Source organism: Arenibacter troitsensis (assembly GCF_900177645.1).
Lineage (GTDB): Bacteria > Bacteroidota > Bacteroidia > Flavobacteriales > Flavobacteriaceae > Arenibacter > Arenibacter troitsensis.
The window spans coordinates 1-23,221 of record NZ_FXAO01000013.1; the positions used below are offsets into that span (position 1 = coordinate 1).

Below are 23,221 nucleotides of genomic sequence, written 5' to 3' on the forward strand. Positions count from 1 at the left end.
ATTAATCCAAATTTCTCTGGGCTATTCCCCAGTACAGGGCAGATTCTATACGCGTTGCGCACCCGTGCGCCGGTCGCCGGCGGATAAGCAAGCTTATCCCCGCTGCCCCTCGACTTGCATGTGTTAGGCCTGCCGCTAGCGTTCATCCTGAGCCAGGATCAAACTCTTCATCGTTGATTCTTATATAAATTCGATCAACCCATAAAAGCTGTTTCCCGGCCCGTTATTTCGATTTCTTTTTCTGCACCACATCCCCGTTCCCAGGAATGTGGCACGCTGTCTTTACAATATATCAATGAACTTCTTTACTTCCTTTCGTTCGCCCTGTCTCCCAAAGCGGCTGCAAATGTACAGCCTTTTTTTAATCCGCCAAGCTTTTTTGAAAAAATATTTTTTTTCTTTTGGAAGCCCGGCAACGGAAACAAAACTATATGAACGTGGCGCTCCCAACGCCCCTTCCGCCGACTCCGTGATTCCTTCGTTAGCGGGGTGCAAATCTACCACCCTTTTTTAAATCCGCAAGGGTTTTTCAAAACTTTTTTTGCCTTTTTTTAAGGGCAACGCACAACACCCTGTCAACAAGCATATTGCGACAGGGACCTCCCGCGAAAAAGGGAAAACAATTTAACGCTTTTTCCAACAACCACAAAAAAAAGACACGTTAAAATTACAGCGGAAAGCGTTAGGGGGCGGAGCGGCATCCCCGAAGCAGGGCAAGGGATACAGCGGAGCACCCGGCCCGACAATGGAGGGAACGCCAAACGACTATCCTATATATGTATAAGTATAAAATCGTTCCTATATATATTGCCAACATAAATACTAGATGTTATCTTTGCACACTTATTACGACAAAAAAAGCATGATCAAAATAACTTTACCAGACGGGAGCGTTAGGGAATATGCTGAAGGTACAACCCCTTTAGCGGTAGCCAAAAGCATAAGCGAAGGCTTGGCACGAAATATTATTTCAGCAAAATTCAACGGAGTTACCGTTGAAACCGTAACACCTTTAAAGGAAGATGGATCCCTTATCCTCTACAGCTGGAACGACAAGGAAGGCAAAACCGCATTCTGGCATTCTACCTCCCACGTTGTGGCCCAGGCTCTGGAAGAACTGTACCCCGGTGTAAAACTTACCATAGGACCAGCCATTGATAACGGTTTTTATTATGATGTAGATTTGGCGGAGGGCTCTATTTCTGAAAAAGACTTTCCGGAGATTGAGAAAAAAGCACTGGAAATTGCCAGGGGAAAACACGATTTTAAAATGCGATCCGCTACCAAGGCAGAGGCATTGGAACTATACAGATCACAAGGTAACCAATATAAGGTAGAACTTATAGAAAATCTGGAAGACGGTACCATTACCTTTTGTGACCATGACACCTTCACCGATCTATGTAGAGGAGGACACATACCCAACACAGGTATTATAAAGGCCATTAAAATATTAAGTGTAGCCGGTGCCTATTGGAGAGGGAATGAAAAAAACAATCAGTTGACCAGGGTATACGGTATTTCCTTTCCCAAACAGAAAGAACTTACAGAGTATCTGGAACTATTGGAAGAGGCAAAAAAAAGGGACCATAGGAAACTGGGCAAGGAATTGGAACTTTTCACCTTCTCCCAAAAAGTAGGGCAAGGTCTCCCCTTATGGCTTCCAAAGGGAGCGGCTCTGCGGGAGCGATTGGAGAACTTTTTAAAGAAGGCTCAGAAGAAAGCCGGATACGAGATGGTGGTTACCCCACATATAGGACAAAAGGAACTTTATGTTACTTCTGGACATTATGCCAAATACGGAGAAGACAGTTTTCAACCCATAAAAACTCCAAAAGAAGATGAGGAGTTCTTGTTGAAGCCAATGAACTGTCCACATCACTGTGAAATATACAACACCAAGCCATTTAGCTACAGGGAACTTCCAAAAAGATATGCAGAATTCGGAACTGTTTACCGTTATGAACAGAGTGGAGAATTGCACGGCCTTACCAGGGTACGTGGCTTTACTCAGGATGACGCGCACATTTTCTGTACTCCCGATCAATTGGCGGATGAATTTAAGAACGTTATCGACCTAACCCTTTATGTATTGGGATCATTGGGCTTTGGTAATTTTACGGCCCAAGTATCCGTAAGGGATCTGGAAAAACCGGAGAAGTATATCGGTTCTATTGAAAACTGGGAAAAGGCGGAAAATGCCATTATAAACGCCGCTAAGGAAAAAGGTCTTGATTTTGTTATAGAAAGTGGTGAAGCCGCTTTTTATGGTCCAAAGTTGGATTTTATGGTAAAAGACGCACTTGGAAGGAACTGGCAATTGGGAACCATCCAGGTGGACTACAATTTACCAGAGCGATTTGACCTTACCTATAAAGGTAGCGACAATGAACTGCACAGACCCGTTATGATCCACAGGGCCCCTTTCGGAAGTATGGAACGATTTATAGCTTTATTACTGGAACATACCGGTGGAAATTTCCCCCTTTGGCTGATGCCAGAGCAAGCTATAATCCTCCCTGTCAGCGAAAAACATGAAATATATGCCCAAAAAGTTTTAAATTCCTTGGAAAATAACGACATTCGCGCCCTCATTGACAACCGAAATGAAACGGTTGGCAAAAAAATACGTGAAGCAGAGATGAATAAAATACCATTTATGCTGATCGTAGGGGAGAATGAAGAAAAAGAGGAAACCATTTCCATTAGGAGGCACGGCGGTGAAGATTTAGGTGCCATCTCCGTAAATGCCTTTACCGACTTGGTAATAAATGAAATAAACAGTACCTTAAAGTCGTTTTAAAAAAAAGTTTAACTAAAAATATTACGTCATAGCAATTAGAAAAAGATTTAGACCCCAACCTAGGAGGGAAAACAAAAACCCTCACAACATCAATGAAAGTATTTCATCGCCCAAGGTTAGGTTGGTTGGCGACAATGTAGAAGTAGGTGTATATAGCACCCGTGAAGCCTTGGCCAAAGCGGAAGAACTGGAATTGGACTTAGTGGAGATTTCCCCTAAAGCAGATCCCCCAGTGTGTAAAATTATAGATTACAAGAAATTCCTTTACGAGCAAAAGAAAAGGGAAAAGGTCATGAAGGCCAAAGCCACCAAAGTAATCGTAAAAGAAATAAGGTTTGGTCCACAAACGGATGATCACGATTATGAATTTAAGAAGAAGCACGCAGAAAAATTCTTAAAAGATGGTGCCAAGCTAAAGGCCTATGTATTTTTCAAAGGTCGTTCCATTGTTTATAAGGACCAAGGAGAGATACTATTACTTAAGTTGGCATCCGAGTTGGAAGATTTGGGCAAAGTGGAACAAATGCCAAAACTGGAGGGTAAACGTATGACCATGTTCATTGCCCCAAAAACAAAAAAATAACCTATGCCTTTTGGCTTTGGTTGCAAAAATAAAAATGCTAAAAGTGTTTTAGCATAAAGATAGTAAGCGAGATAAATTAATAAATAGGAAGAAAATGCCTAAACAGAAAACAAAATCCAGTGCCAAAAAGCGATTTAAGCTTACCGGTAGTGGTAAAATTAAAAGAAAGCACGCCTTTAAAAGCCATATTCTAACGAAGAAGTCTAAAAAGCGTAAGCTAGCGTTAACCCACTCTGCACTAGTGCACGAGGCGGATGTTAACAGTATTAAGGAACAATTGCGTTTAAAGTAATCGTTCCAACGGTAATTATTAACCCTGGAGTTAGGCAGTAAAAGTATTCTACATTAAAGGATCGCCTACTACAAAAAACAATTAAAATTATGCCAAGATCAGTAAATTCAGTTGCTTCCAGAGCCAGAAGAAAAAAGGTAATGAAGCAGGCCAAAGGATACTTTGGAAGACGTAAAAACGTTTGGACAGTAGCCAAAAATGCGGTTGAAAAAGCAATGCTATATGCTTATAGAGACCGTAGAAACAAGAAAAGAAATTTCCGTTCCCTATGGATTACCCGTATTAATGCTGGTGCCAGATTGCACGGAATGTCCTATTCCCAGTTTATGGGCAAGGTAAAAGCCAACAACATAGAGCTAAACCGTAAGGTATTGGCGGATTTGGCCATGAACCACCCAGAGGCTTTCAAGGCTATTGTGAACAAAGTAAAATAAATTAATAAACTTATCTCGCTTATAAGAAAAATACCTGTTCCAATTGGAACAGGTTTTTTTTATACCCAGTTAGTGCTCTTCAGGAATCTCCAACTCTAAACCAACTAGTGTCAAGTTGTTTTTATTTTACTGATGGCGGCCTTAAATTCTTCCCAGTCTATCAACTCATCGCCAGATTTATCATAACCTTCTATAAGCTTGGAAGAAACAATTCCTCGCAAAAAACCACTTATTTCCGCCTTTTTTAACAATTCGACAATCTCGCTTTTTTTGAGTTTTCCATCACCATCTTCATCAAAAAAATTATAAGCCTCCTCTGGAGTTTCAAATTTATTGGTGATTAGGATCTGTATTTTATCCAAAATCATATCCTTTGTAGCCATATCCTATTCATTAAAATTTATATGACTCTAATTTACTAAATAAAATGCAGTTGCCTAAACTCCAAAATAGCTTATTACCAAATTACGGCCACTGGCATTATTCCTGTGTTCGCACAAATAAATACCCTGCCAAATTCCCAAATTCAATTTTCCATTGCTAATGGGTATCTGTACGGAAGCTCCCATCAAAGAGGATTTTATATGGGCAGGCATGTCGTCCGAACCTTCGTAATCATGAAGGTAATAGGGCGCGTTTTCCGGAACCATAATATTCATGTGACTTTCAAAATCGGACCTAACAGTGGAATCCGCATTCTCATTTATGGTAAGGCTTGCCGATGTATGCTTTATGAACACCTGCATCATGCCAGTTTGAATCCTTTTTAAATGTGGAAGGTGGTCCAGGATGGTGTGCGTTATTAAATGAAAGCCCCTACTATAAGCCTTTAAACGTAATTCTTCTTGATAAAACAGCATAACGATTGGTATTTGGAATTTATTCAAATTTCGATAAATATTAAGAAATGTGAAACTTTACACAAGAAGGCCATTAAATAAGCCAATATCAAATACCTTTGCAACTTAATTTATTTGAATGGATTTATCACAGGTAAAAATGGTGGTCTCCGATATGGACGGCACCCTATTGAACTCCAAGCATGAAGTAAGCAACAAATTCTTTAAATTATTCGAAGAATTAAAAAAACGCGACATTAGGTTTGTTGCAGCAAGTGGGCGGCAATATAACAGTATTGTGGAAAAACTGGATGCCATTAAAGATGATATCATAGTTGTGGCGGAGAATGGAGCTTTTGTTAAAAAGCAAGACCAGGAATTGCTGGCTACCCCTTTGAACCAAAATACTATTAAAAGCACTATAGAACTTTTAAAGAACGTGGAGGGTATACATCCCGTGCTATGCGGAAAGAACAATGCCTACATCAATGGAAATTCCGACGATTTTGTAAGTAAATTGAGGGAATATTATTCCGAGTTTAGTATACTAAACGACATTGCCTCCTTTGATGGCGAGGTCCTGAAAATAGCCATATACCATTTTGAAAGTTCGGAAAAGCATATCTATCCTTTGGTAAATCATCTAGAATCCGAATTAAAAGTAAAAGTTTCCGGGGAGAATTGGCTGGATATTTCCCATATGAACGCCAACAAAGGTTACGCGCTTCAACACATTCAAGAAAAGTTCGGAATAAGCAGACAGGAAACCATGGTTTTTGGAGATTATAACAACGACCTGGAAATGTTGGCAATGGCCGATTATAGTTTTGCGATGGCCAATGCCCATCCCAATGTAAAACAAGCGGCTAAATACCGAGCCGATAGTAATGATAATAATGGAGTGGAAAAAATATTGGAATTAATGCTTGCACAAACCTAATATGTACTACCAATTATGGATCCATACCCAACAAGACACTAGGTAGGTATCCCATGTTCTTTTTGAATGCCACAGTAAAATGTTGAGGGTTGGAATACCCTACTTCATAAGAAGCTTGGGCAATAGTATAATTATCCTCAAGAATCAAAGCTTTGGCCTTTTGCATTCGCAAACTGGTTATAAACTTAAAAATAGTAGTATTGTGGACCTTCTTAAAGTAACTTTTTAACTTTGTTGTATTGTATCCTGCTACTGCAGACAATTCCTTAATAGTCAATGGTTTCTTTAAGTGGGTCTCGATATAGTGAACCAAATTTTCAATAGTTTCATAATCCGATGCCGACAAGGACTCCTCCCTCTTCCTACTAATATGTGCTTCTTGTCCTATAAACAGATCAATAAGCAACAATCTTATTTTAGATTCCAGATAGTGGACCTTGGCATTACTTGTTAAACTACAATTCAAAATCTCACTAATCGCTACATGCAACGGCATGGTTATCGGCTTCGCTGCGCTCCAAAAACCAAGTGCAGCGTTGTAAGCGAACATTTTGTTATCCGCATTATATTCTTTACCCAACAATTCCTCCAAAAATTCTCCCTTGAAAAATATTTCCAAGGCTTCATAATTTGCTCCAATCAGTTTCTGGTCAAAAAGGTCCTTGGACCAGTGAACAATGTTATAAGAACCAGAAGGTATAACCAAATTAAATGAATCCTTACGACGCTTGCACTCATAGGATCCTTGTATTATAAAATGAATCCCAATATAGGAATCTTGACCTTTTACCTCTTCCACAAATTCATCGGTTAGGGACAATTTACGTATAAGGATCATGGCCTTATCCGTTCTAATTTCTTCTTGCCACCCTCCTATTTTACCCTTAAGTTCGTCCGAAATAAAAGCACTGGTAGATTTTTCCAATACAATTTGGTCTGCTTCCTTATTGGTAAGTGTACACCTTCTTACATTCCAAAGCCCAATATTCGTCTCTTCTTTATTCGTCACTAATAATTCCTTTCTCGTTAGTCCCAACTGAAAACATAATTTAGATTTGCAAAGTTATTTATTTAGACTAAATCTTAATAAAAATAACCAAATATTTAATGAAAAGATTACTACATATTTTAATACTGGTGATTGTCTCGTCCATGCAAGCCCAAAATCCTTCATGCACCTTATCGGGCAGAGTGAGCGATAACGCCGGAAATCCATTGGCCTTTGCAACTGTATTGTTGGATGAATTAAAACAAGGCGTACATACAGACGAACATGGGGTTTACTCTATTAATAAAGTACCCCAAGGAAAGTACAGGGTCTTAGTTTCCATTCTGGGATATAGCACCCAAACCATTACCATTGAGGTGAATGAAAGCAACAGTAACATTAAGGTTGATTTTACCTTAACCGAATCCTTAGAAAACTTGGATGAAGTAACGGTCAACGGAAGAAGCAAGGAAACCGAGTTGGAAACAAAAGGCTTTGCCGTAAATGCCGTAAAAACCGAGGAAGCCAGTCTGCGTAATATCCAGACAAACGAATTGCTAAACACTACAGTTGGCGTAAAAATTCGCCAAAATGGAGGCTTGGGCTCTGATGTCAGCTATAGTTTAAATGGATTATCGGGCAATTCAGTACGAATTTTCATAGACGCCATTCCCATGTCAACTTTTGGCTCCTCATTTAATTTAAACAGTATTCCACCATCAATGATAAAAAATATTGAGGTATACAAAGGGGTGGTTCCCGGACATTTAGCAGATGATGCATTAGGTGGTGCCATCAACATTGTACTACATAAGGATACGAAAACCAATTTCAATACTTCGATTTCCTACGGATCCTTCAACACCTTTCAAACAAGTACCAACGGTTTGTATCGCTTTAGTAAATCAGGATTCACCGTAAAAGCATCCATTTTCCACAACTATTCAGATAATAATTACAAGGTTTCGGGTAGAAGTGTTGTAGTTACAGGTTTAGGAGGTGTACAAACACCAATAACAGCCAAAAGGTTTAATGACGCCTATAGATCCACAGGTGGAATGGCCCAAATTGGTTATACCGATGTAACATGGGCAGACCAATTTTTCATAGGCGTTACCGGCTCAAATGACTATAAAGAGGTTCAACACGGGGCCTTTATGACCATTACCCCATACAAGGATAGATACCTGGAATCCGATGCCCTTTTGGCGAGCTTAAACTACCAAAAGAAAGACCTTTTCACCACGGGACTGGATGTTAATATTAACGGTCTGTACGGTAAAAGAAATCGTGCAGTTAACGATACCGTAGCATGGGCCTATAGTTGGAACGGTGAACGAGCTATTGATTTTAGAGGAGATGAATTCGAGTACACTTGGGGTTCCCAACAAGAAGGTGGTCCTACGCTTGCCAAAATAAAAAGAAATGTGGCCTCCATAAGAACCGGAGTGTCCTATTCCATCAATGACCACCATAAGTTGCTATTGAACCATGTATATAGTGGTATTGACAGAGAAGATAGTGATGCATTAAGATCTGTATTGGAAAATACCTTTTTGGGAACCAGGGATCTACATAAAAATATATATTCCTTAACCTATGAATTAACAGCTTTTGAAGAAAAATTAAAAGCTAGTTTATTTGGCAAACACTATCAGCAAAAAACAGTAAGTGTAGATCCTGCCATAGGGACAGACATCAACGGAAACGATGTGGTGGTAGATGAAGTTGTCAGCAACCATAAGAATTACGATGGATATGGTTTTGCGGCCTCGTACGCCCTTATTCCCAATATAACACTTTTGGCATCAGCAGAAAAAGCTATCCGATTGCCTAACGAAACCGAGGTATTTGGTAACGATGGAGATAATGTTGTGGCTAATTCAAGTATAGATCCCGAAAAAAGCAACAATTATAACTTAGGGGTCAGATTTGGAACATTTAACTTCAATAAGCACCATGTTACCTTGGCAACAAATGTTTTTACCCGAAACATTAAGGATAGAATTGGTTTACCTATTGAAACTTCACTAAATGTAGATGACGAATTAATAGTATATGTAAATCAAGGCAGCGGCACATCTAAAGGAATTGACGCACAATTGAATTACACCTACAACCATAATTTTGGTCTTAATTTCAATTTTTCCCGTTTCAATTTAAAAATTGAGAATCAAGGTATAGAGATAGACGTTCCAAATACCCCGTTCTTTACTATGAACGGTGGTCTACGCTACTCCTTTGAAAATGTATTCCTCAAGAGATCACGTTTAAACCTTTTCTACAATGTCTATTTCACCGATGAATTTTCATTCCTGACCACACAGGGGACGAACACCGTGGGCAATGAGTTTTTTGAAGTACCCCAACAGCTGGCACAAGATATAGGACTGAGCTACAGTTTTCCCAACAATAGGTTTGTATTGAGTTTTGACATCAAAAATATACTGGACGAACCAGTTTACGATAATCTTTCCGTACAAAAGCCGGGAAGGGCCTTTTATTTAAAACTGAATTACACAATTAATAAATTTTAACCTTTTAATAAATACCAAAAATGAAACGAACGTTTTTAAACCTTAAAACCCTTGCTACCCTTGTATTAACAGCAGGCCTAATAACCGCTTGTAGCAGTGATGACGATACTATAACCCCACCCGACACGGTTGATCCGGAAGAAACCAGATGGATTACCGTTGCTGGAGCCAAAATGGGCGATAACCCTGGTGACGGCAACGGAGGAACTTTAATATATTCCGTTTCCAGCGAAGATGCCAAAGATCCAACAGTCTCCATTGAGCCTTTTCAAAATGGCTTTATAGCACCTTCGAATAGAACCGCCAGATTACAATCTTCCGAAGATGGCAATACCATATTTAATATTAGTTACGCTGGGGATACTGGTGGAAACTATACAAAATACACCGTAGAAGGAGGCCAAGTATTTACACCAACCGGCTCGGAGGTTAGTATTGCCCCTTATGTAGGCACCGCTCCAAGATGGATAAAACTATTTGACGGGGATAAAACGGGTGCCGCCGTATACGTAACTACGGAACATGAGTTTGATGAAAACGACAATTATACTCGAACGGAAGCAACCATAGGTGTTGTTACTTTAGATTTAGTCAACTCATCAATAATCGAGTTTCAAGAAAACAGTGTTGCCTTAAGTGCCGAGGAAGAAGCTAATGGTTACTATATTTCTAGAATTGACATGCCTACATTAAATGCCGCTGGAGATAAATTGTATATAGGCGCACGTTTAAGCAAGGTTAATCCCGCCACTACCGAAAATGATAGTGATTACGAAATATTAGGCTCCAAAACCATTGTACTGGATTACCCTTCCCTTTTGAACCCAACTGTAATTACGTCTGCTGTAGGGCATGGAAATACGAATGGATACCGCAGTATTAATTCCTTCGAATATAACGGCAGTGTTTATCAAGCAAATCAGGGTGACCCTGAGGGTTCTTACATTCTAAAAATTGATGCCGATAACGAATATGACGATTCTTATCAATTTAATTTAGACGATGCCCTAGGAATAGATGGTGCCTACATCCTTGCCTGGAGGCCTGCTGCCAATGGAAAAGCTGTTATTGCCTACAGACATGATGGTTCTGCCGAAGGAGTAGCAGGGGCCCAAGGATTTTTTGCTCTGGCCGATTTGAACGCCAAAACGGCACAAAAAATTGAAGCTATTCCTTATGACCCGGATTTTTACCTTTTCCAGTATCAAGGCTTTGTGGTTGACGGAACTGAAATTTACCTTACACAAGCCCCTGTAGGGCAAAACGGGAACATATATATTGTAGATACCGAAACTGGTGAAGTAACCAAGGGGGCTGAATTGGTAAACGTAGCGGGAAGTCACTTTATAGGCACTTTTTAAGCCCAAAAAGGTGCATTAGGTGAATAAATTTCACACCAGAGACCCCTTCCTTTTACAAGTGATATTTAGCCAACTTTTTTTTGACAAGAATACGAATAGCGCTAAAGCATTTGAAAAATGATATATCAAAAAACCAAAGGGAAGGATACCATCTTTACCACCGCTTGCCAATAATAGGATTAAGCACAAAAACTGTTGTACAGGCCTAGCCTTTTACAACAGTTTTTGTTTATAGTTCAAAGCAATCCCAGCTTCAAAAAACCCCATCATTAGGTTTTCTGCTTCTTCTTCTGGGCCGCAGGAAACAACACATTGTTCAGGATAAGACGATAACCTGGCGATGTAGGGTGCAGTTCCAATTCTGTTTTTGGATCCCCTACCCTATGCTGATAGTCTTCCGGATCGTGCCCGCCATAAAAGGTAAAGAATCCCTTTCCTTTAATTCCATGAATATATCTGGCCTCCCCATTAATTTTATTTTCTCCCAGAACCAACACTGTCGGTTTAATCTCTTCCCTGGCAAAAGCGGTAGTCTGCCCCATAAAACCTTTGACCAGAGCTGTGTGGTTCTGACATAACATAGTAGGCACGGGGTCCCATTTTGCAGAGAAATCCATTAAGGAAAAATAGTCCGAAGTCCGGGGCACGTTATCCCGCTTATTGGTCATATCTATCGAAGAAAATTCATATCGCAACGGATTGCGCTCCAATATAAAATTGGTAAAGGCAAAAGTCTTCCCATAATCTAGCTTGGCCTGGTAATTGGCATCCGAAGGATCACCATCGAACATTGGCTCGCATATATCCACTGCGTCCGCAGCCAAGGCAATATCAAAACTATCTGTGGCAGAACACATAGCAAACATAAAACCTCCCCCAATAACATAATTTCTTATTTTAAGTGCTACGGCCCGCTTTTCCTCCGAAACTTTATTGAATCCCAATTTCAGAGCCAATGCCTCTGCCTGCTGTTTGCCTTCAATATACCAAGGTGCCGCCCTATAGGCGCCATAAAATTTTCCGTATTGCCCGGTAAAGTCCTCATGGTGCAAGTGCAGCCAATCATAGAGCACCAATTTGTCCTCCAAAACTTCCTCATCGTAAATCTGATCGTAAGGAATTTCGGCATAGGTTAATACCATAGTAACCGCATCGTCCCAAGGCGAATTATCCTTTGGGGAATAAACAGCTATTTTTGGGGCTTTCTCCAAAATAACAGCTTCTTGGTTCTGTGATGGACTTGCAATTTCTTCTAAAATAAGTTGGGCCTGGGAATCGGAAATAATTTCAAATGTCACACCCCTTATCTGACATTCTTTCCTAATAATATCCCCATCCGGCAACAAAAAAGAGCCTCCCCTATAATTTAACAACCACTGTACTTTTTGTTGCTTGGTCAATACCCAATAGGTAATACCATATGCCTTTAAATGGTTTTTCTGACCTTCAGCATCCATGGGAATAAGAATGGATGAAGCCGAAACATCAACTATAAAAAAAAGAATAAATAAAAGGGAAAAAAAACACTTTTGCATGTACCGATATCTAATGTGCATCTTCCCAAAGATAATGGAAAATTGGTGTTTCAGTTTTGAAATGGGGTTAAAATTTTAAAAATGACCCATGGCGTAGAGCAATAATACAAACACGTAATTTACTGATCATTAGAGGAAAACCCAAAAAAAGCAACTTTAGGTTGTACTATTTATAATGCTTAAAATGGCACATCGTTATCATCCTGCATGGAATCATCATTCATAGAACTACCAAAGGCCTCATTGGCATTTGGAAGGTTTTTGGTGATGAAGGGGTTATCATCATCCGCATTCATTTTCGACTGAAACTCAAATGGGGAATCAAAATCATCCAAGTTGTCAAACTTACCCAAATGTCCCAAGAACTTGAGACGAATATTTTCCAGACCACCATTTCTGTGCTTGGCCACAATAAATTCGGCCTGACCGGCAGTTGGCGAACGTTCTTCGTCATCCCATTCGTCAATCTTATAGTATTCCGGTCTATAGATAAAGGAAACAATATCCGCATCCTGCTCAATTGCCCCGGATTCCCGTAAATCGGATAAAATAGGTCGTTTACTACCGCCCCTGGTCTCCACCGCACGTGATAACTGGGAAAGTGCAATAACAGGAACGTTCAATTCCTTGGCCAGGGCCTTTAAGTTCCTGGATATAGTAGATATTTCCTGTTCACGGTTTCCTCCTTTTTGACTTCCCCCAGCGGTCATCAACTGCAAATAATCAATAATGATCATCTTAATATCGTGCTGGGATGCCAAACGCCTGGCCTTTGCCCTAAGGTCGAAAATAGAAAGCGATGGCGTATCATCAATAAATAAAGGTGCAGTCTCCAAGGCCTTAACCTTAACGTTCAACTGTTCCCATTCATGTTTCTCCAATCTACCTGTTCTTAATTTTTCGGAAGACAGGCCCGTCTCGGAGGATATCAACCTGGTAATCAACTGGACTGATGACATTTCCAGGGAAAAGAAAGCCACTCCAATATTCGAATTCACTGCAATATTTCTGGCCATGGACAAGGTAAGGGCCGTTTTACCCATACCTGGACGTGCTGCCACGATAACCAAGTCACTGGGCTGCCATCCCGAAGTTAATTTGTCCAATTTATCGAAACCGGATGGAATACCACTAAGCCCTTCCTTACCTGCAATTTCCTCAATCCTCTTCTTGGCCTGTATCACCAAATTCTGGGCCGTCTCGGCAGAACGTTTCAAGTTGCCCTGGGTTACGTCATACAATTTGGATTCTGCAGTATCCAATAAGTCGAATACATCTGTGGAATCCTCATAGGCCTCCTCGATAATTTCATTTGAAATCTTGATAAGACTACGCTGGATAAACTTCTGAAGAATGATACGCGCATGAAACTCAATGTGCGCAGAGGAAGCTACTTTTTGGGTTAACTTTATCAGGTAAAAATCACCTCCGGCGCTCTCCAACCGACCATCTTTCTTCAATTGGGACGAAACGGTTAATAAATCTACAGGTTCAGAATTTTCAAACAACTTAAAAATGGCTTCGTAGATATATCTATGGGCATCCTTGTAAAAGACTTCAGGATGTAGGATATCTATTACTTCATCCACCCCCTTTTTATCAATCATCATAGCCCCAAGTACAACTTCCTCTAAATCAGTAGCTTGAGGAGGTATTTTTCCCTTTTCAAGGCTAATGATGGTCGACTTGTCTATTCGATGACCAATAATGGGGTTCGTTTTTTCCATGAGTGCTAAATTATACAAATAAGATTTAAAAAGAGATTTGGGATATTAACAGTTGTTCAACATTTTACCTGTTAATAAGTTACGAAATTTGTTCATAAGCAAAAAAAAACCGGAGAATTTCCGCTCCAGTTTTTTTTACCTTGACAATAAGGGATATTATCCATTAAATACACCCATATTGGCATATTTTTCCATTCGGTTTTTTACCAATTCTTTTGGTGATAACTTTTTTAATTCCTCATAATGGGAAGAAATTTTATTTTTTACAATTTCAAAAGTCTTATCCCTATTGGCATGTGCACCACCTACCGGTTCACGAACAATCTCATCTATCAATTTCATCTTCTTCATGTCCGTTGCCGTAAGCTTTAGTGCCTCGGCCGCAATTTCCTTATACTCCCAACTTCTCCAAAGTATGGAAGAACAGGATTCTGGTGAAATAACCGAGTACCAAGTATTTTCCAACATCAATACCTTGTCCCCTACACCAATACCCAATGCACCTCCAGAAGCGCCTTCGCCAATAATGACTACTATAATGGGTACCTTTAGGCGGGTCATTTCCAAAATATTCCTTGCAATAGCCTCCCCTTGGCCCCTTTCCTCTGCCTCAATACCGGGATATGCCCCTGGGGTATCTATTAAGCATACCACGGGGATACCGAACTTTTCGGCAGACTTCATTAAGCGCAATGCTTTTCTGTACCCTTCAGGATTAGCCATACCAAAATTTCGCAGTTGCCTTGTTTTGGTATTATAGCCTTTCTGTTGCCCAACGAACATATAACTCTGATCCCCAATTTTACCAAGGCCGCCGATCATTGCCTTATCATCCTTAACATTGCGATCGCCATGCAATTCCAAAAAGGTTTCTCCGCAAATGGCCCTAATATAATCCAAGGTATAGGGTCTATTTGGGTGCCTTGACAATTGCACCCTTTGCCATGCAGTTAGGTTCTTATATATTTCCTTTCGGGTCTCAACGAGTTTTTTCTCTATTTGTTTACAAGTCTCAGAAACATCAACTTCACTCTCTTCACCGATTATCATGCACTTATCCAATTGCTCTTCCAGCTCTTTAATTGGCAGTTCAAAATCTAAATACTCCATAGGTTTATAGGTTTAGCTCTTTTCAACGAGCAAATATAAAACTTTAATGGGAAGGTAACCCATTAGTCGTTTTTTTTAATTTATTTCTATTTTTCAAAATTCCGTTTGCCACCACGGTCAGCAAAACCAATAGTGCCCCCAAATAGAAAAGTGGTTTCATTTTTTCACTATCCCCCAGAAGCACAACTCCCAATAGTATTCCATAGACGGGTTCCAGATTGTTTGTCAACATAACCGTATAGGGAGAAATATATTTTAGAATCTTTACGGAAGCAATGAAGGCGTATGCCGTACAGACCGATGCCAGTATGAATATATACAACCAATCATTAATGGAAAGTTGAAAAAACTTATGGTCATAACTGCCAGAATATATCAAAAAAACAGACAAAAACAGAACGCCGCTCCCCAATTCATAAAATGAAATTACCGAAGGTCTTTGCTCCTGCGTTAGTTTACCATTTATCAAGGAAAAGGTGGCAGATAACAAGGAGGACGCCAATGCCAAGAGTATTCCAATAAAAAAATCAGTTTCCACCCTAAACATTATATATAACCCTAACATAACGATTAGTCCTAAGACCACTTCATAACCTACCATTTTTCGGCCATACCAAAAAGGTTCCAACAAGGCCGTAAAAAATGCGCCCGTAGACATTGTTGCCAGGGCAATGGATACATTTGAAACTTTAATGGCCATGAAGAAGGTGACCCAATGTAAGGATACCACTATGCCGCCCAAAATAAGCATCAATAGTGTTTTGGGAGGTACCCTTAACTGAAATTTTCTAATGAGGATATAGGCTAAGATGATTAGGGAAGCCATTAACATACGATACCAAACCAAAGGAAGGGCATCTATAGTGATCAACTTGCCAATGACCGCCGTGAAGCCCCAGACAAAAACAATAAAATGTAGATGAAGGTAATTATTGAGCTTAACGTTTGGCATTCTGCAACAAGTAAAATGCTATGGCCCCAAACATAACATTGGGAATGATCACCGCCCATAGGGGCGAAAATCCAGATTGTTCCGCAAGGGTACCGAAAACCTTGTCAAAAAAGATATATATAAATGCCACTCCTATACCGAAGGCCAGATTTACCCCCATACCTCCACGTCTCTTCACCGAGGATACCGCCACGGCAATAATGGTAAGGATAAAAGCGGCTATAGGCAGGGCCCAACGCTTATACTTCACCAACACATAACTATTTATATTGGAAGCGCCCTTTTTTCTTTGTGCCGCTATAAATTTGTCCAGCTCAAACATATTCTTGGTTTCAGCAATATAGGAAACCGGTGTAAGGTCGTCTATTTTAAAATCGAAAATGGTATCCAATCTACGCTTTGTTTCCACTATCTCCTTATCGTTCACCAAGGTTCTCTTTTCGTAGGAGGTAAGTCGATAAACCGTATCTTTTTCTATCCACCTTATGTTGGCTGCAGAGATCTTAAAATCCAAGGTGTTCTGTTCGTTGAAACGCTCCATAGTGAAGTTATAACCTATTTGCCTGGTAGGGTCAAAACTACTGACATAGATATAATCACTCTCGTTCAGTTGGTTAAAAATATTGGTAGTTACCCTATCCTGTTTACCTTTCTTTAAATACTTAAATTTGAATTCATTGTATCCCACACTTGCCGGAGGCACAATAAACATATTCATAAAAAACATGATCAAAGCTATGATTGATGCCCCGATCAGATATGGTCGCAGAAAACGTCCGTAAGAAACCCCCGAACTTAAAATCGCTACAATTTCAGTGTTGTTGGCCAATTTGGAGGTAAAGAAGATTACGGAAAGAAAAAGAAAAATGGGGAATAGCAAGTTACCTATTACCAAAGTAAAATTCCAGTAATACATGACAATTTCGGAAAGAGGAACCTCATTATCGATCATTTTTCCGATCTGCTCTGCCAAATTTGCCATTATCCCAATAGGGATAAACAGCAACAACATCACAAAGAAGGTAGCCAGATATCTTTTTAAAATATATTTGTCAATTATGCTCAGCACCTAGAGTCTTTTATCCATTTGTTTTACCATTACAGATTTCCATTCATAGAAATCCCCTGCTAAAATATGTCTTCTTGCCTCACGAACCAACCACAAATAAAATCCCAAATTGTGAATGGTAGCGATTTGTTTTCCCAAATACTCGTTCGCAGCGAACAAATGCCTTAGGTAAGCCTTGGAATATTCATGGTCTACAAAGGTAGTCCCCATCTCGTCCAAAGGGGAAAAATCGTCTTCCCACTTCTTATTTTTTATATTGATAGTACCATGTGCCGTAAACAGCATACCATTTCTAGCATTTCTGGTCGGCATAACACAATCGAACATATCTATCCCCAAGGCAATATTCTCCAAAATATTGATCGGGGTACCCACGCCCATTAAATATCTGGGTTTATCCTCAGGCAGTATTTCACAGACTACCTCTGTCATGGCATACATTTCCTCGGCCGGCTCGCCCACCGAAAGTCCGCCAATAGCATTACCCTCTGCACCTACCCCAGCAATATATTCGGCCGATTGCCTCCTAAGGTCCTTATAGGTAGACCCTTGTACAATTGGAAAAAAGGTTTGCTCATAATCATAGGCAAAAGGAGTTTTTTCCAAATGCCTTATACAACGTTCCAACCACCTATGGGTCATGTGCATGGATCTCTTCGCATAATTATAATCGCATGGATATGGAGTACATTCATCAAATGCCATGATAATATCCGCACCTATGACACGCTGAATCTCCATAACATTCTCTGGGGTAAACACATGGTAGGAACCATCAATATGCGACTTAAACTTTACTCCTTCTTCCTTTATCTTTCTGTTGTCCGACAGGGAATAGACCTGATAACCACCACTATCCGTTAAAATATTGCGGTCCCAATTCATAAATTTATGAAGTCCTCCAGCCTGTTTCAGTATTTCGGTCTTAGGCCTTAAATACAAATGATATGTATTCCCTAAAATAATGTCAGGATTTATCTCCTCCTTCAATTCCCTTTGGTGTACCCCCTTTACGGAAGCTACCGTACCTACAGGCATAAAAATAGGGGTTTCTATCTTGCCATGGTCCGTAATAAGCTCGGCCGCCCTAGCCTTTGTCCTTGTGTCCGAATGTTGTAAGGTAAATTTCAAAAAAAATCTATTTAAAGCCGCAAATATAGTCAACTCGGAGCCATTAAAACCTTAACAAAAAAATAAAGTTCTGTTATGGTCCATTATAGTTGATAAAATATTATAATTCATGCTTGTGTACCCAAAAGATTGCCATTACTTTTGAAAAGTTTAAAAAATATAGATAAAATGCCAAAACTTCAAGAATTACAAGATTTGACCGTTCAGGTCCGCAGGGACATTCTAAGAATGGTTCATAAGGTAAACTCCGGGCATCCAGGCGGTTCCCTAGGCTGTACCGAATTTATTGTTGCGCTTTACAATGAAATCATGGAGCTTAAGGACGGATTTGATATGGACGGAAAAGGCGAAGATCTTTTCTTTTTGTCCAATGGCCACATATCCCCTGTTTTCTACAGTGTTCTGGCAAGAAAAGGCTACTTTCCAGTTGATGAATTAAATACCTTTAGATTAATAGATTCGCGTCTACAAGGACACCCTACCACCCATGAAGGTTTGCCAGGTGTACGTATCGCATCAGGTTCGTTGGGACAGGGCATGTCCGTGGCCTTGGGTGCGGCACAGGCCAAAAAACTCAACAAAGACTCCAAACTGGTCTATACGCTACACGGTGATGGCGAGTTGCAGGAAGGCCAGAACTGGGAAGCCATTATGTATGCCGCTGGCAAGAAAGTAGACAATATTATTGCCACAATAGATTATAATGGCCAACAGATAGACGGAGCTACGGACGACGTGCTTCCAATGGGAGACCTAAAAAAGAAATTTGAAGCCTTTGGTTGGGATGTTCTGGACATTAAGGAAGGAAACGATCTGGAAGCTATTCTAAAAGGAATGAAAGAGGCCAAGAGTAGGACCGGAAAAGGAAAACCGGTATGCGTACTATTGCATACCATAATGGGACATGGGGTAGATTTTATGATGTACACCCACGCATGGCACGGCAAGGCGCCCAATGACGAACAATTGGCAACTGCTTTGGCGCAGAACCCAGAAACTCTAGGGGATTACTAATCCACAACCTTTTCCAAAAAAATTAAAGAATATACAGATGAAAAAATATATAGATCAAGGTAAAAATGACACAAGAAGTGGTTTTGGTGCGGGACTGGCCGAATTGGGCCGAACCAACCCCAATGTAGTTGCTTTGTGCGCGGATTTGGTGGGATCCCTTAAGATGGAGAAATTTATTGAGGAAAATCCCGAACGTTTCTTCCAAATAGGTATTGCCGAAGCCAATATGATGGGCATTGCAGCCGGACTTACCATAGGGGGAAAAATTCCCTTTACCGGAACTTTCGCCAACTTTTCCACTGGACGTGTCTATGATCAAATTAGACAATCTATTGCCTATTCCGATAAGAATGTAAAAATCTGTGCTTCCCATGCCGGGGTAACCCTTGGTGAAGACGGTGCTACACACCAAATATTGGAAGATTTGGGATTGATGAAAATGTTACCCGGAATGACCGTCATCAACACCTGTGACTACAATCAGACCAAGGCCGCTACCATTGCCATAGCAGAACATCATGGTCCTGTTTACCTAAGGTTTGGACGGCCAAAAGTGGCCAACTTTACCCCAGTTGACCAAAAATTCGAGATAGGAAAAGCCGTTATGCTCAACGAGGGCACGGATGTTACCATTGTGGCCACTGGGCATTTGGTATGGGAAGCATTGATCGCTGCTGAAAATCTAGAAAATCAGGGTATATCCGCTGAAGTCATCAACATACATACTATAAAGCCTCTTGACGGGGAAGCTGTGTTAAAATCTGTTAAAAAAACTGGTTGCATAGTTACTGCGGAAGAGCACAATTATTTAGGCGGACTAGGTGAAAGTATCTCCGGATTCCTCGCTACCACGCACCCTACGCCACAGGAGTTTGTGGCTACCAAAGATACCTTTGGCGAAAGTGGAACACCCGAGCAACTAATGGATAAATACGGATTAAACAATAAAGCCATAGAAAACGCCGTTTTGACTGTGTTAAAAAGAAAATAATCAAATCCCTTAATGGGCAATGAGGATTCTTAACATGCAAAATAGCGAGAACTATGGAACAGAACCCAACTAAACTGCTAGAACTACCTTTCACAATATATGGTAGAATTTAGCAGTTTTTTTTTACCACTACCCCGCCGTTTCGTGTCAAGATAATTTCTTTTTAGGTTAATCAATTAAAAAGGTTGTGCCTAAAATTGCACAATGTATTCTAATTTAAAAAGAACACAGTATGATGAAGAAAACAGTTTTATTAGCAGCTATCGCTTTAATGGGCATAACTGCACACGCACAAAAAGGATCAGGGTTCGGCATCAAGGGCGGACTAAATTATGGCGCCAATGGCGATTATTTTGAATCTACCGAACAGGCGTACAAAGATCCCAAAAGCAACGTTGGTTACCACCTAGGAATTTTTGGGCAGATAGGAAAAAAAATATACCTACGCCCAGAATTGGTATACACCAAAACAAAATCGGACTATGAAAACAATAGTCTGGACATGAGCAAGCTAGATCTTCCTGTTCTATTGGGCATTAATATCATTGGTCCTTTGAACGTTTTTGCCGGGCCAGCTTTTCAGTATATATTGGACACGGATTATGATGGCATCACCATAGGCGATGTAGAAAACGATTTTACCGTAGGGCTTAATATAGGTGCAGGACTTTCTTTTGGCAAGTTCGGAATTGACTTAAGGTACGAAAGAGGTTTTAGTGAAAATGAAGTAACCGTTGTCGACGGTGTCTTTTCCAATGACAGAATAGACACTAGACCAGATCAATTGATTTTAAGTGTTGCCTTAAAACTTTAAAAAAAAGCATTTTCCAGTAACAAAAAAAATGCCCCCGCAATTGCAGGGGCATTTTTTATTTGGTGAACCAATAGTTCAACTTCATATATTTTTGTCCAAATAATCGGGAATACCATCATTATTGGCATCTCCTAATTCATCCTCGGTAAGGATACCATCCCCATCGTCATCGGTATCCAAATAATTGGGAAGACCATCTTCATCGGTGTCATCATTAAACAGATTACCGTCACCATCCAAATCCTCCAAAATCGTATCCACACCATCCCTATCATGATCAGCAGTATTGGTTGCCAAGAGGTTAACTTCAAACATTAGTGGTGCATAACTTGCCCCAGGTGCACTGCCGCTGAAATAAGCAATCCCGGAGGGCATAAAAATAAGACCAACCCCACTTCCAGTTACAGTAAAGGTACCGTCGCCATTTTCAATGATAGCACCCCCCGATTTAAATTTGGGCATTCCTTCCTTAAATCCTTTTATGACCCCAGAATTTCCTGAAATTCCAGAACCCTGCATATCGAACCACACTGGAGACCCCAGTCTACTATCAAAAATAGTTCCGTCCAATCGCATACCCTGATATTTCAAGTACACAGAATCTACAGGAGTAGGATTTTCACCAATTCCCGTTCTCGCCACAACATAATACAAGGTATGCTCAACATCTATTTCCCCTGCATCCAACCCTAGGTCACTAGAGGATATCTTTATCACCTGCGTTTGGGCATCCTCAAATAAAGATCTTTTATCGGCATTGGCTCCGGCTATGGTATCTATCCTGATCCTAAGATCAAAACCTTCATCGATAGGCTCCTCAAAATCTTCATAGTTATAAAAATGGGTCTTTAAAAAAGCCTGAATTTCAGCATCATTTTCAACAACAACCTCACTTAACAATCTTGGGGGTATTACCTGAATATCATCCCCATCGTCCTTTTTGCAAGACCAGATCGTCAAAAAAATTAAAGCAAGTAAAAGAAATCTCTTTATATTCATCAGTTTGTTTTTATTGTCTTTTAATTAAGGGATGTTCCCTTATGATCATAATAATAACCGTTAAGGATCCATTGATTTCTTAATTAAAGGCCGCAAGATACAATTTTCAACTATTTTTGTAGAGGACGTTAACAAAGATTTTCAATAGTTTATGCGAATTGACAAATACCTATGGAGCACCCGCTATTATAAAACGAGAAACATAGCCACGGAGGCTTGCAAAAAGGGACATATAAGAATCAATGAACAGGTAGTAAAACCATCGAGGGAAGTTTATCCCTTGGATAAAGTTGTGGTTCGGAAAAACCAGATCAATTATGAATTTACGGTATTGGATATTCCAGAAAGCAGGGTAGGCGCCAAATTAGTGGACATCTACCGTAAGGACACCACTCCCAAGGAAGCCTTTGAGCACAATGAACTGTTAAAGTTCTCTAAGGATTATTATCGAAAAAAAGGTACTGGGCGACCTACGAAAAAAGACCGAAGGGATATAGACGGATACTTGGATGAAGAAGCTGAATAAGGAATTTTGGGAACAAAAGTATGAGAAGGGAGAGATGGGATGGGATATAGGTACCATTTCCACCCCTCTAAAGGAATACATAGACCAACTTACGGATAAGAACCTTAAAATTCTAATACCAGGTGCCGGCAATGCCTACGAACTACATTATTTGATTGAGAAGGGATTTCCCAATGTTTTTGTCATTGACATTGCCAGACAACCGCTGGAAAACATTAAAAAAAGAATTCCAAATTTTCCAGAACATCAACTCCTAGAGGGCAATTTTTTTGATTTGGCAGTGAATAATTTTGATTTGATCCTGGAACAAACATTTTTTTGCGCCCTAGACCCCAGTCTAAGGACAGGTTACGTAAAGAAAATTAAACAACTGTTACAACCTAATGGTAAACTTGCAGGGCTGCTGTTTAATTTTCCCTTAACCGAATCCGGACCGCCCTTTGGAGGCAGCATTTCCGAATACAAGAACCTATTTCAAGGGCATTTTAATATCAAGACCTTGGAATCCGCATACAATTCCATAAAACCGAGAGCGGATAAGGAACTCTTTTTTATATTTGAATCTAAATAAAAATG

The 23,221-nt window shown here is 40.1% G+C and carries 22 protein-coding genes and 1 rRNA gene; 12 read left to right on the forward strand and 11 right to left on the reverse strand.

Annotated elements, in window-relative coordinates; translation table 11 throughout:
• Positions 1–174 (reverse strand): 16S ribosomal RNA (locus B9Y87_RS20320); the annotation flags it as partial.
• A gap of 688 nt (positions 175–862) precedes the next feature.
• On the opposite strand from B9Y87_RS20320, the gene thrS reads away from it, so the two are divergent.
• The 4 genes from thrS (at position 863) to rplT (ending at position 4,112) form a co-directional block, all read left to right on the forward strand.
• A complete protein-coding gene (thrS, locus tag B9Y87_RS20330; RefSeq protein ID WP_085500800.1) occupies positions 863–2,803 on the forward strand; it encodes a threonine--tRNA ligase in 1,941 nt (646 codons plus the stop codon).
• A gap of 28 nt (positions 2,804–2,831) precedes the next feature.
• Positions 2,832–3,386: a translation initiation factor IF-3 gene (gene infC, locus B9Y87_RS20335; protein WP_083260705.1), complete on the forward strand. Its 555-nt coding sequence runs from the start codon at positions 2,832–2,834 to the stop codon at positions 3,384–3,386.
• Between the two features lie 94 nt (positions 3,387–3,480).
• Entirely contained in the window at positions 3,481–3,678 is a 198-nt protein-coding gene (gene rpmI, locus B9Y87_RS20340; protein ID WP_072865642.1) for a 50S ribosomal protein L35, read from the forward strand.
• Between the two features lie 89 nt (positions 3,679–3,767).
• Positions 3,768–4,112 (forward strand): 50S ribosomal protein L20, encoded by a 345-nt coding sequence (gene rplT, locus B9Y87_RS20345; protein WP_031444752.1) that lies wholly within the window; start codon positions 3,768–3,770, stop codon positions 4,110–4,112.
• Between the two features lie 110 nt (positions 4,113–4,222).
• On the opposite strand, the gene B9Y87_RS20350 is transcribed toward rplT, so the two are convergent.
• Positions 4,223–4,495: an EF-hand domain-containing protein gene (locus tag B9Y87_RS20350; RefSeq protein WP_072865640.1), complete on the reverse strand. Its 273-nt coding sequence runs from the start codon at positions 4,493–4,495 to the stop codon at positions 4,223–4,225.
• 54 nt (positions 4,496–4,549) lie between these two features.
• Complete coding sequence (locus B9Y87_RS20355; protein ID WP_085500801.1) at positions 4,550–4,972, reverse strand: secondary thiamine-phosphate synthase enzyme YjbQ; 423 nt, start codon at positions 4,970–4,972, stop codon at positions 4,550–4,552.
• 118 nt (positions 4,973–5,090) lie between these two features.
• Here B9Y87_RS20355 and B9Y87_RS20360 point away from each other — a divergent pair, with 118 nt between their 5' ends.
• Positions 5,091–5,891, forward strand: coding sequence for an HAD family hydrolase (locus B9Y87_RS20360; RefSeq protein WP_085500802.1), 801 nt, complete (start codon positions 5,091–5,093; stop codon positions 5,889–5,891).
• Positions 5,892–5,904: 13 nt separating this feature from the next.
• Here the strand turns inward: B9Y87_RS20360 and B9Y87_RS20365 are convergent, their stop codons facing one another.
• A complete protein-coding gene (locus tag B9Y87_RS20365) occupies positions 5,905–6,927 on the reverse strand; it encodes a helix-turn-helix domain-containing protein (RefSeq protein ID WP_085500803.1) in 1,023 nt (340 codons plus the stop codon).
• A gap of 71 nt (positions 6,928–6,998) precedes the next feature.
• On the opposite strand from B9Y87_RS20365, the gene B9Y87_RS20370 reads away from it, so the two are divergent.
• A complete protein-coding gene (locus B9Y87_RS20370; RefSeq protein WP_085500804.1) occupies positions 6,999–9,416 on the forward strand; it encodes a TonB-dependent receptor in 2,418 nt (805 codons plus the stop codon).
• A gap of 20 nt (positions 9,417–9,436) precedes the next feature.
• Positions 9,437–10,777, forward strand: a complete 1,341-nt coding sequence (locus B9Y87_RS20375; protein WP_085500805.1) for a hypothetical protein — start codon at positions 9,437–9,439, stop codon at positions 10,775–10,777.
• A 269-nt stretch (positions 10,778–11,046) separates the two neighbouring features.
• Here B9Y87_RS20375 and B9Y87_RS20380 read toward each other — a convergent pair whose 3' ends face one another.
• The 6 genes from B9Y87_RS20380 to tgt form a co-directional block, all read right to left on the reverse strand.
• A complete protein-coding gene (locus B9Y87_RS20380) occupies positions 11,047–12,312 on the reverse strand; it encodes an asparagine synthetase B (protein ID WP_085500806.1) in 1,266 nt (421 codons plus the stop codon).
• A gap of 179 nt (positions 12,313–12,491) precedes the next feature.
• Complete coding sequence (dnaB, locus tag B9Y87_RS20385; protein WP_072865630.1) at positions 12,492–14,039, reverse strand: replicative DNA helicase; 1,548 nt, start codon at positions 14,037–14,039, stop codon at positions 12,492–12,494.
• 156 nt (positions 14,040–14,195) lie between these two features.
• Complete coding sequence (locus tag B9Y87_RS20390) at positions 14,196–15,149, reverse strand: acetyl-CoA carboxylase carboxyltransferase subunit alpha (protein ID WP_072865628.1); 954 nt, start codon at positions 15,147–15,149, stop codon at positions 14,196–14,198.
• Positions 15,150–15,192: 43 nt separating this feature from the next.
• Positions 15,193–16,101 carry a DMT family transporter gene (locus tag B9Y87_RS20395; RefSeq protein WP_085500807.1) on the reverse strand — a complete coding sequence of 303 codons (909 nt, stop codon included), beginning with the start codon at positions 16,099–16,101 and terminating at the stop codon, positions 15,193–15,195.
• Positions 16,088–17,167, reverse strand: a complete 1,080-nt coding sequence (locus B9Y87_RS20400; protein WP_085500857.1) for an LptF/LptG family permease — start codon at positions 17,165–17,167, stop codon at positions 16,088–16,090. The genes B9Y87_RS20395 and B9Y87_RS20400 overlap by 14 nt, the downstream gene beginning before the upstream one ends.
• Positions 17,168–17,170: 3 nt before the next feature.
• On the reverse strand, positions 17,171–18,301 hold the full coding sequence (gene tgt / locus B9Y87_RS20405; RefSeq protein ID WP_085500858.1) for a tRNA guanosine(34) transglycosylase Tgt: 1,131 nt from the start codon (positions 18,299–18,301) through the stop codon (positions 17,171–17,173).
• Positions 18,302–18,460: 159 nt separating this feature from the next.
• On the opposite strand from tgt, the gene B9Y87_RS20410 reads away from it, so the two are divergent.
• From B9Y87_RS20410 to B9Y87_RS20420, 3 genes are all read left to right on the forward strand, one after another.
• Positions 18,461–19,315, forward strand: coding sequence for a transketolase (locus B9Y87_RS20410; protein WP_262483192.1), 855 nt, complete (start codon positions 18,461–18,463; stop codon positions 19,313–19,315).
• 37 nt (positions 19,316–19,352) lie between these two features.
• Positions 19,353–20,306, forward strand: coding sequence for a transketolase family protein (locus tag B9Y87_RS20415; RefSeq protein ID WP_085500809.1), 954 nt, complete (start codon positions 19,353–19,355; stop codon positions 20,304–20,306).
• A 235-nt stretch (positions 20,307–20,541) separates the two neighbouring features.
• Positions 20,542–21,120 carry an outer membrane beta-barrel protein gene (locus B9Y87_RS20420; protein ID WP_085500810.1) on the forward strand — a complete coding sequence of 193 codons (579 nt, stop codon included), beginning with the start codon at positions 20,542–20,544 and terminating at the stop codon, positions 21,118–21,120.
• An 81-nt stretch (positions 21,121–21,201) separates the two neighbouring features.
• On the opposite strand, the gene B9Y87_RS20425 is transcribed toward B9Y87_RS20420, so the two are convergent.
• A complete protein-coding gene (locus B9Y87_RS20425; RefSeq protein WP_085500811.1) occupies positions 21,202–22,119 on the reverse strand; it encodes an FKBP-type peptidyl-prolyl cis-trans isomerase in 918 nt (305 codons plus the stop codon).
• Between the two features lie 151 nt (positions 22,120–22,270).
• Here B9Y87_RS20425 and B9Y87_RS20430 point away from each other — a divergent pair, with 151 nt between their 5' ends.
• Together B9Y87_RS20430 and B9Y87_RS20435 are read left to right on the forward strand one after the other, a co-directional pair.
• Positions 22,271–22,645 (forward strand): RNA-binding S4 domain-containing protein, encoded by a 375-nt coding sequence (locus tag B9Y87_RS20430; RefSeq protein ID WP_085500812.1) that lies wholly within the window; start codon positions 22,271–22,273, stop codon positions 22,643–22,645.
• A complete protein-coding gene (locus B9Y87_RS20435) occupies positions 22,629–23,216 on the forward strand; it encodes a methyltransferase domain-containing protein (RefSeq protein WP_085500813.1) in 588 nt (195 codons plus the stop codon). The genes B9Y87_RS20430 and B9Y87_RS20435 overlap by 17 nt, the downstream gene beginning before the upstream one ends.
• Positions 23,217–23,221: the final 5 nt, after the last annotated feature.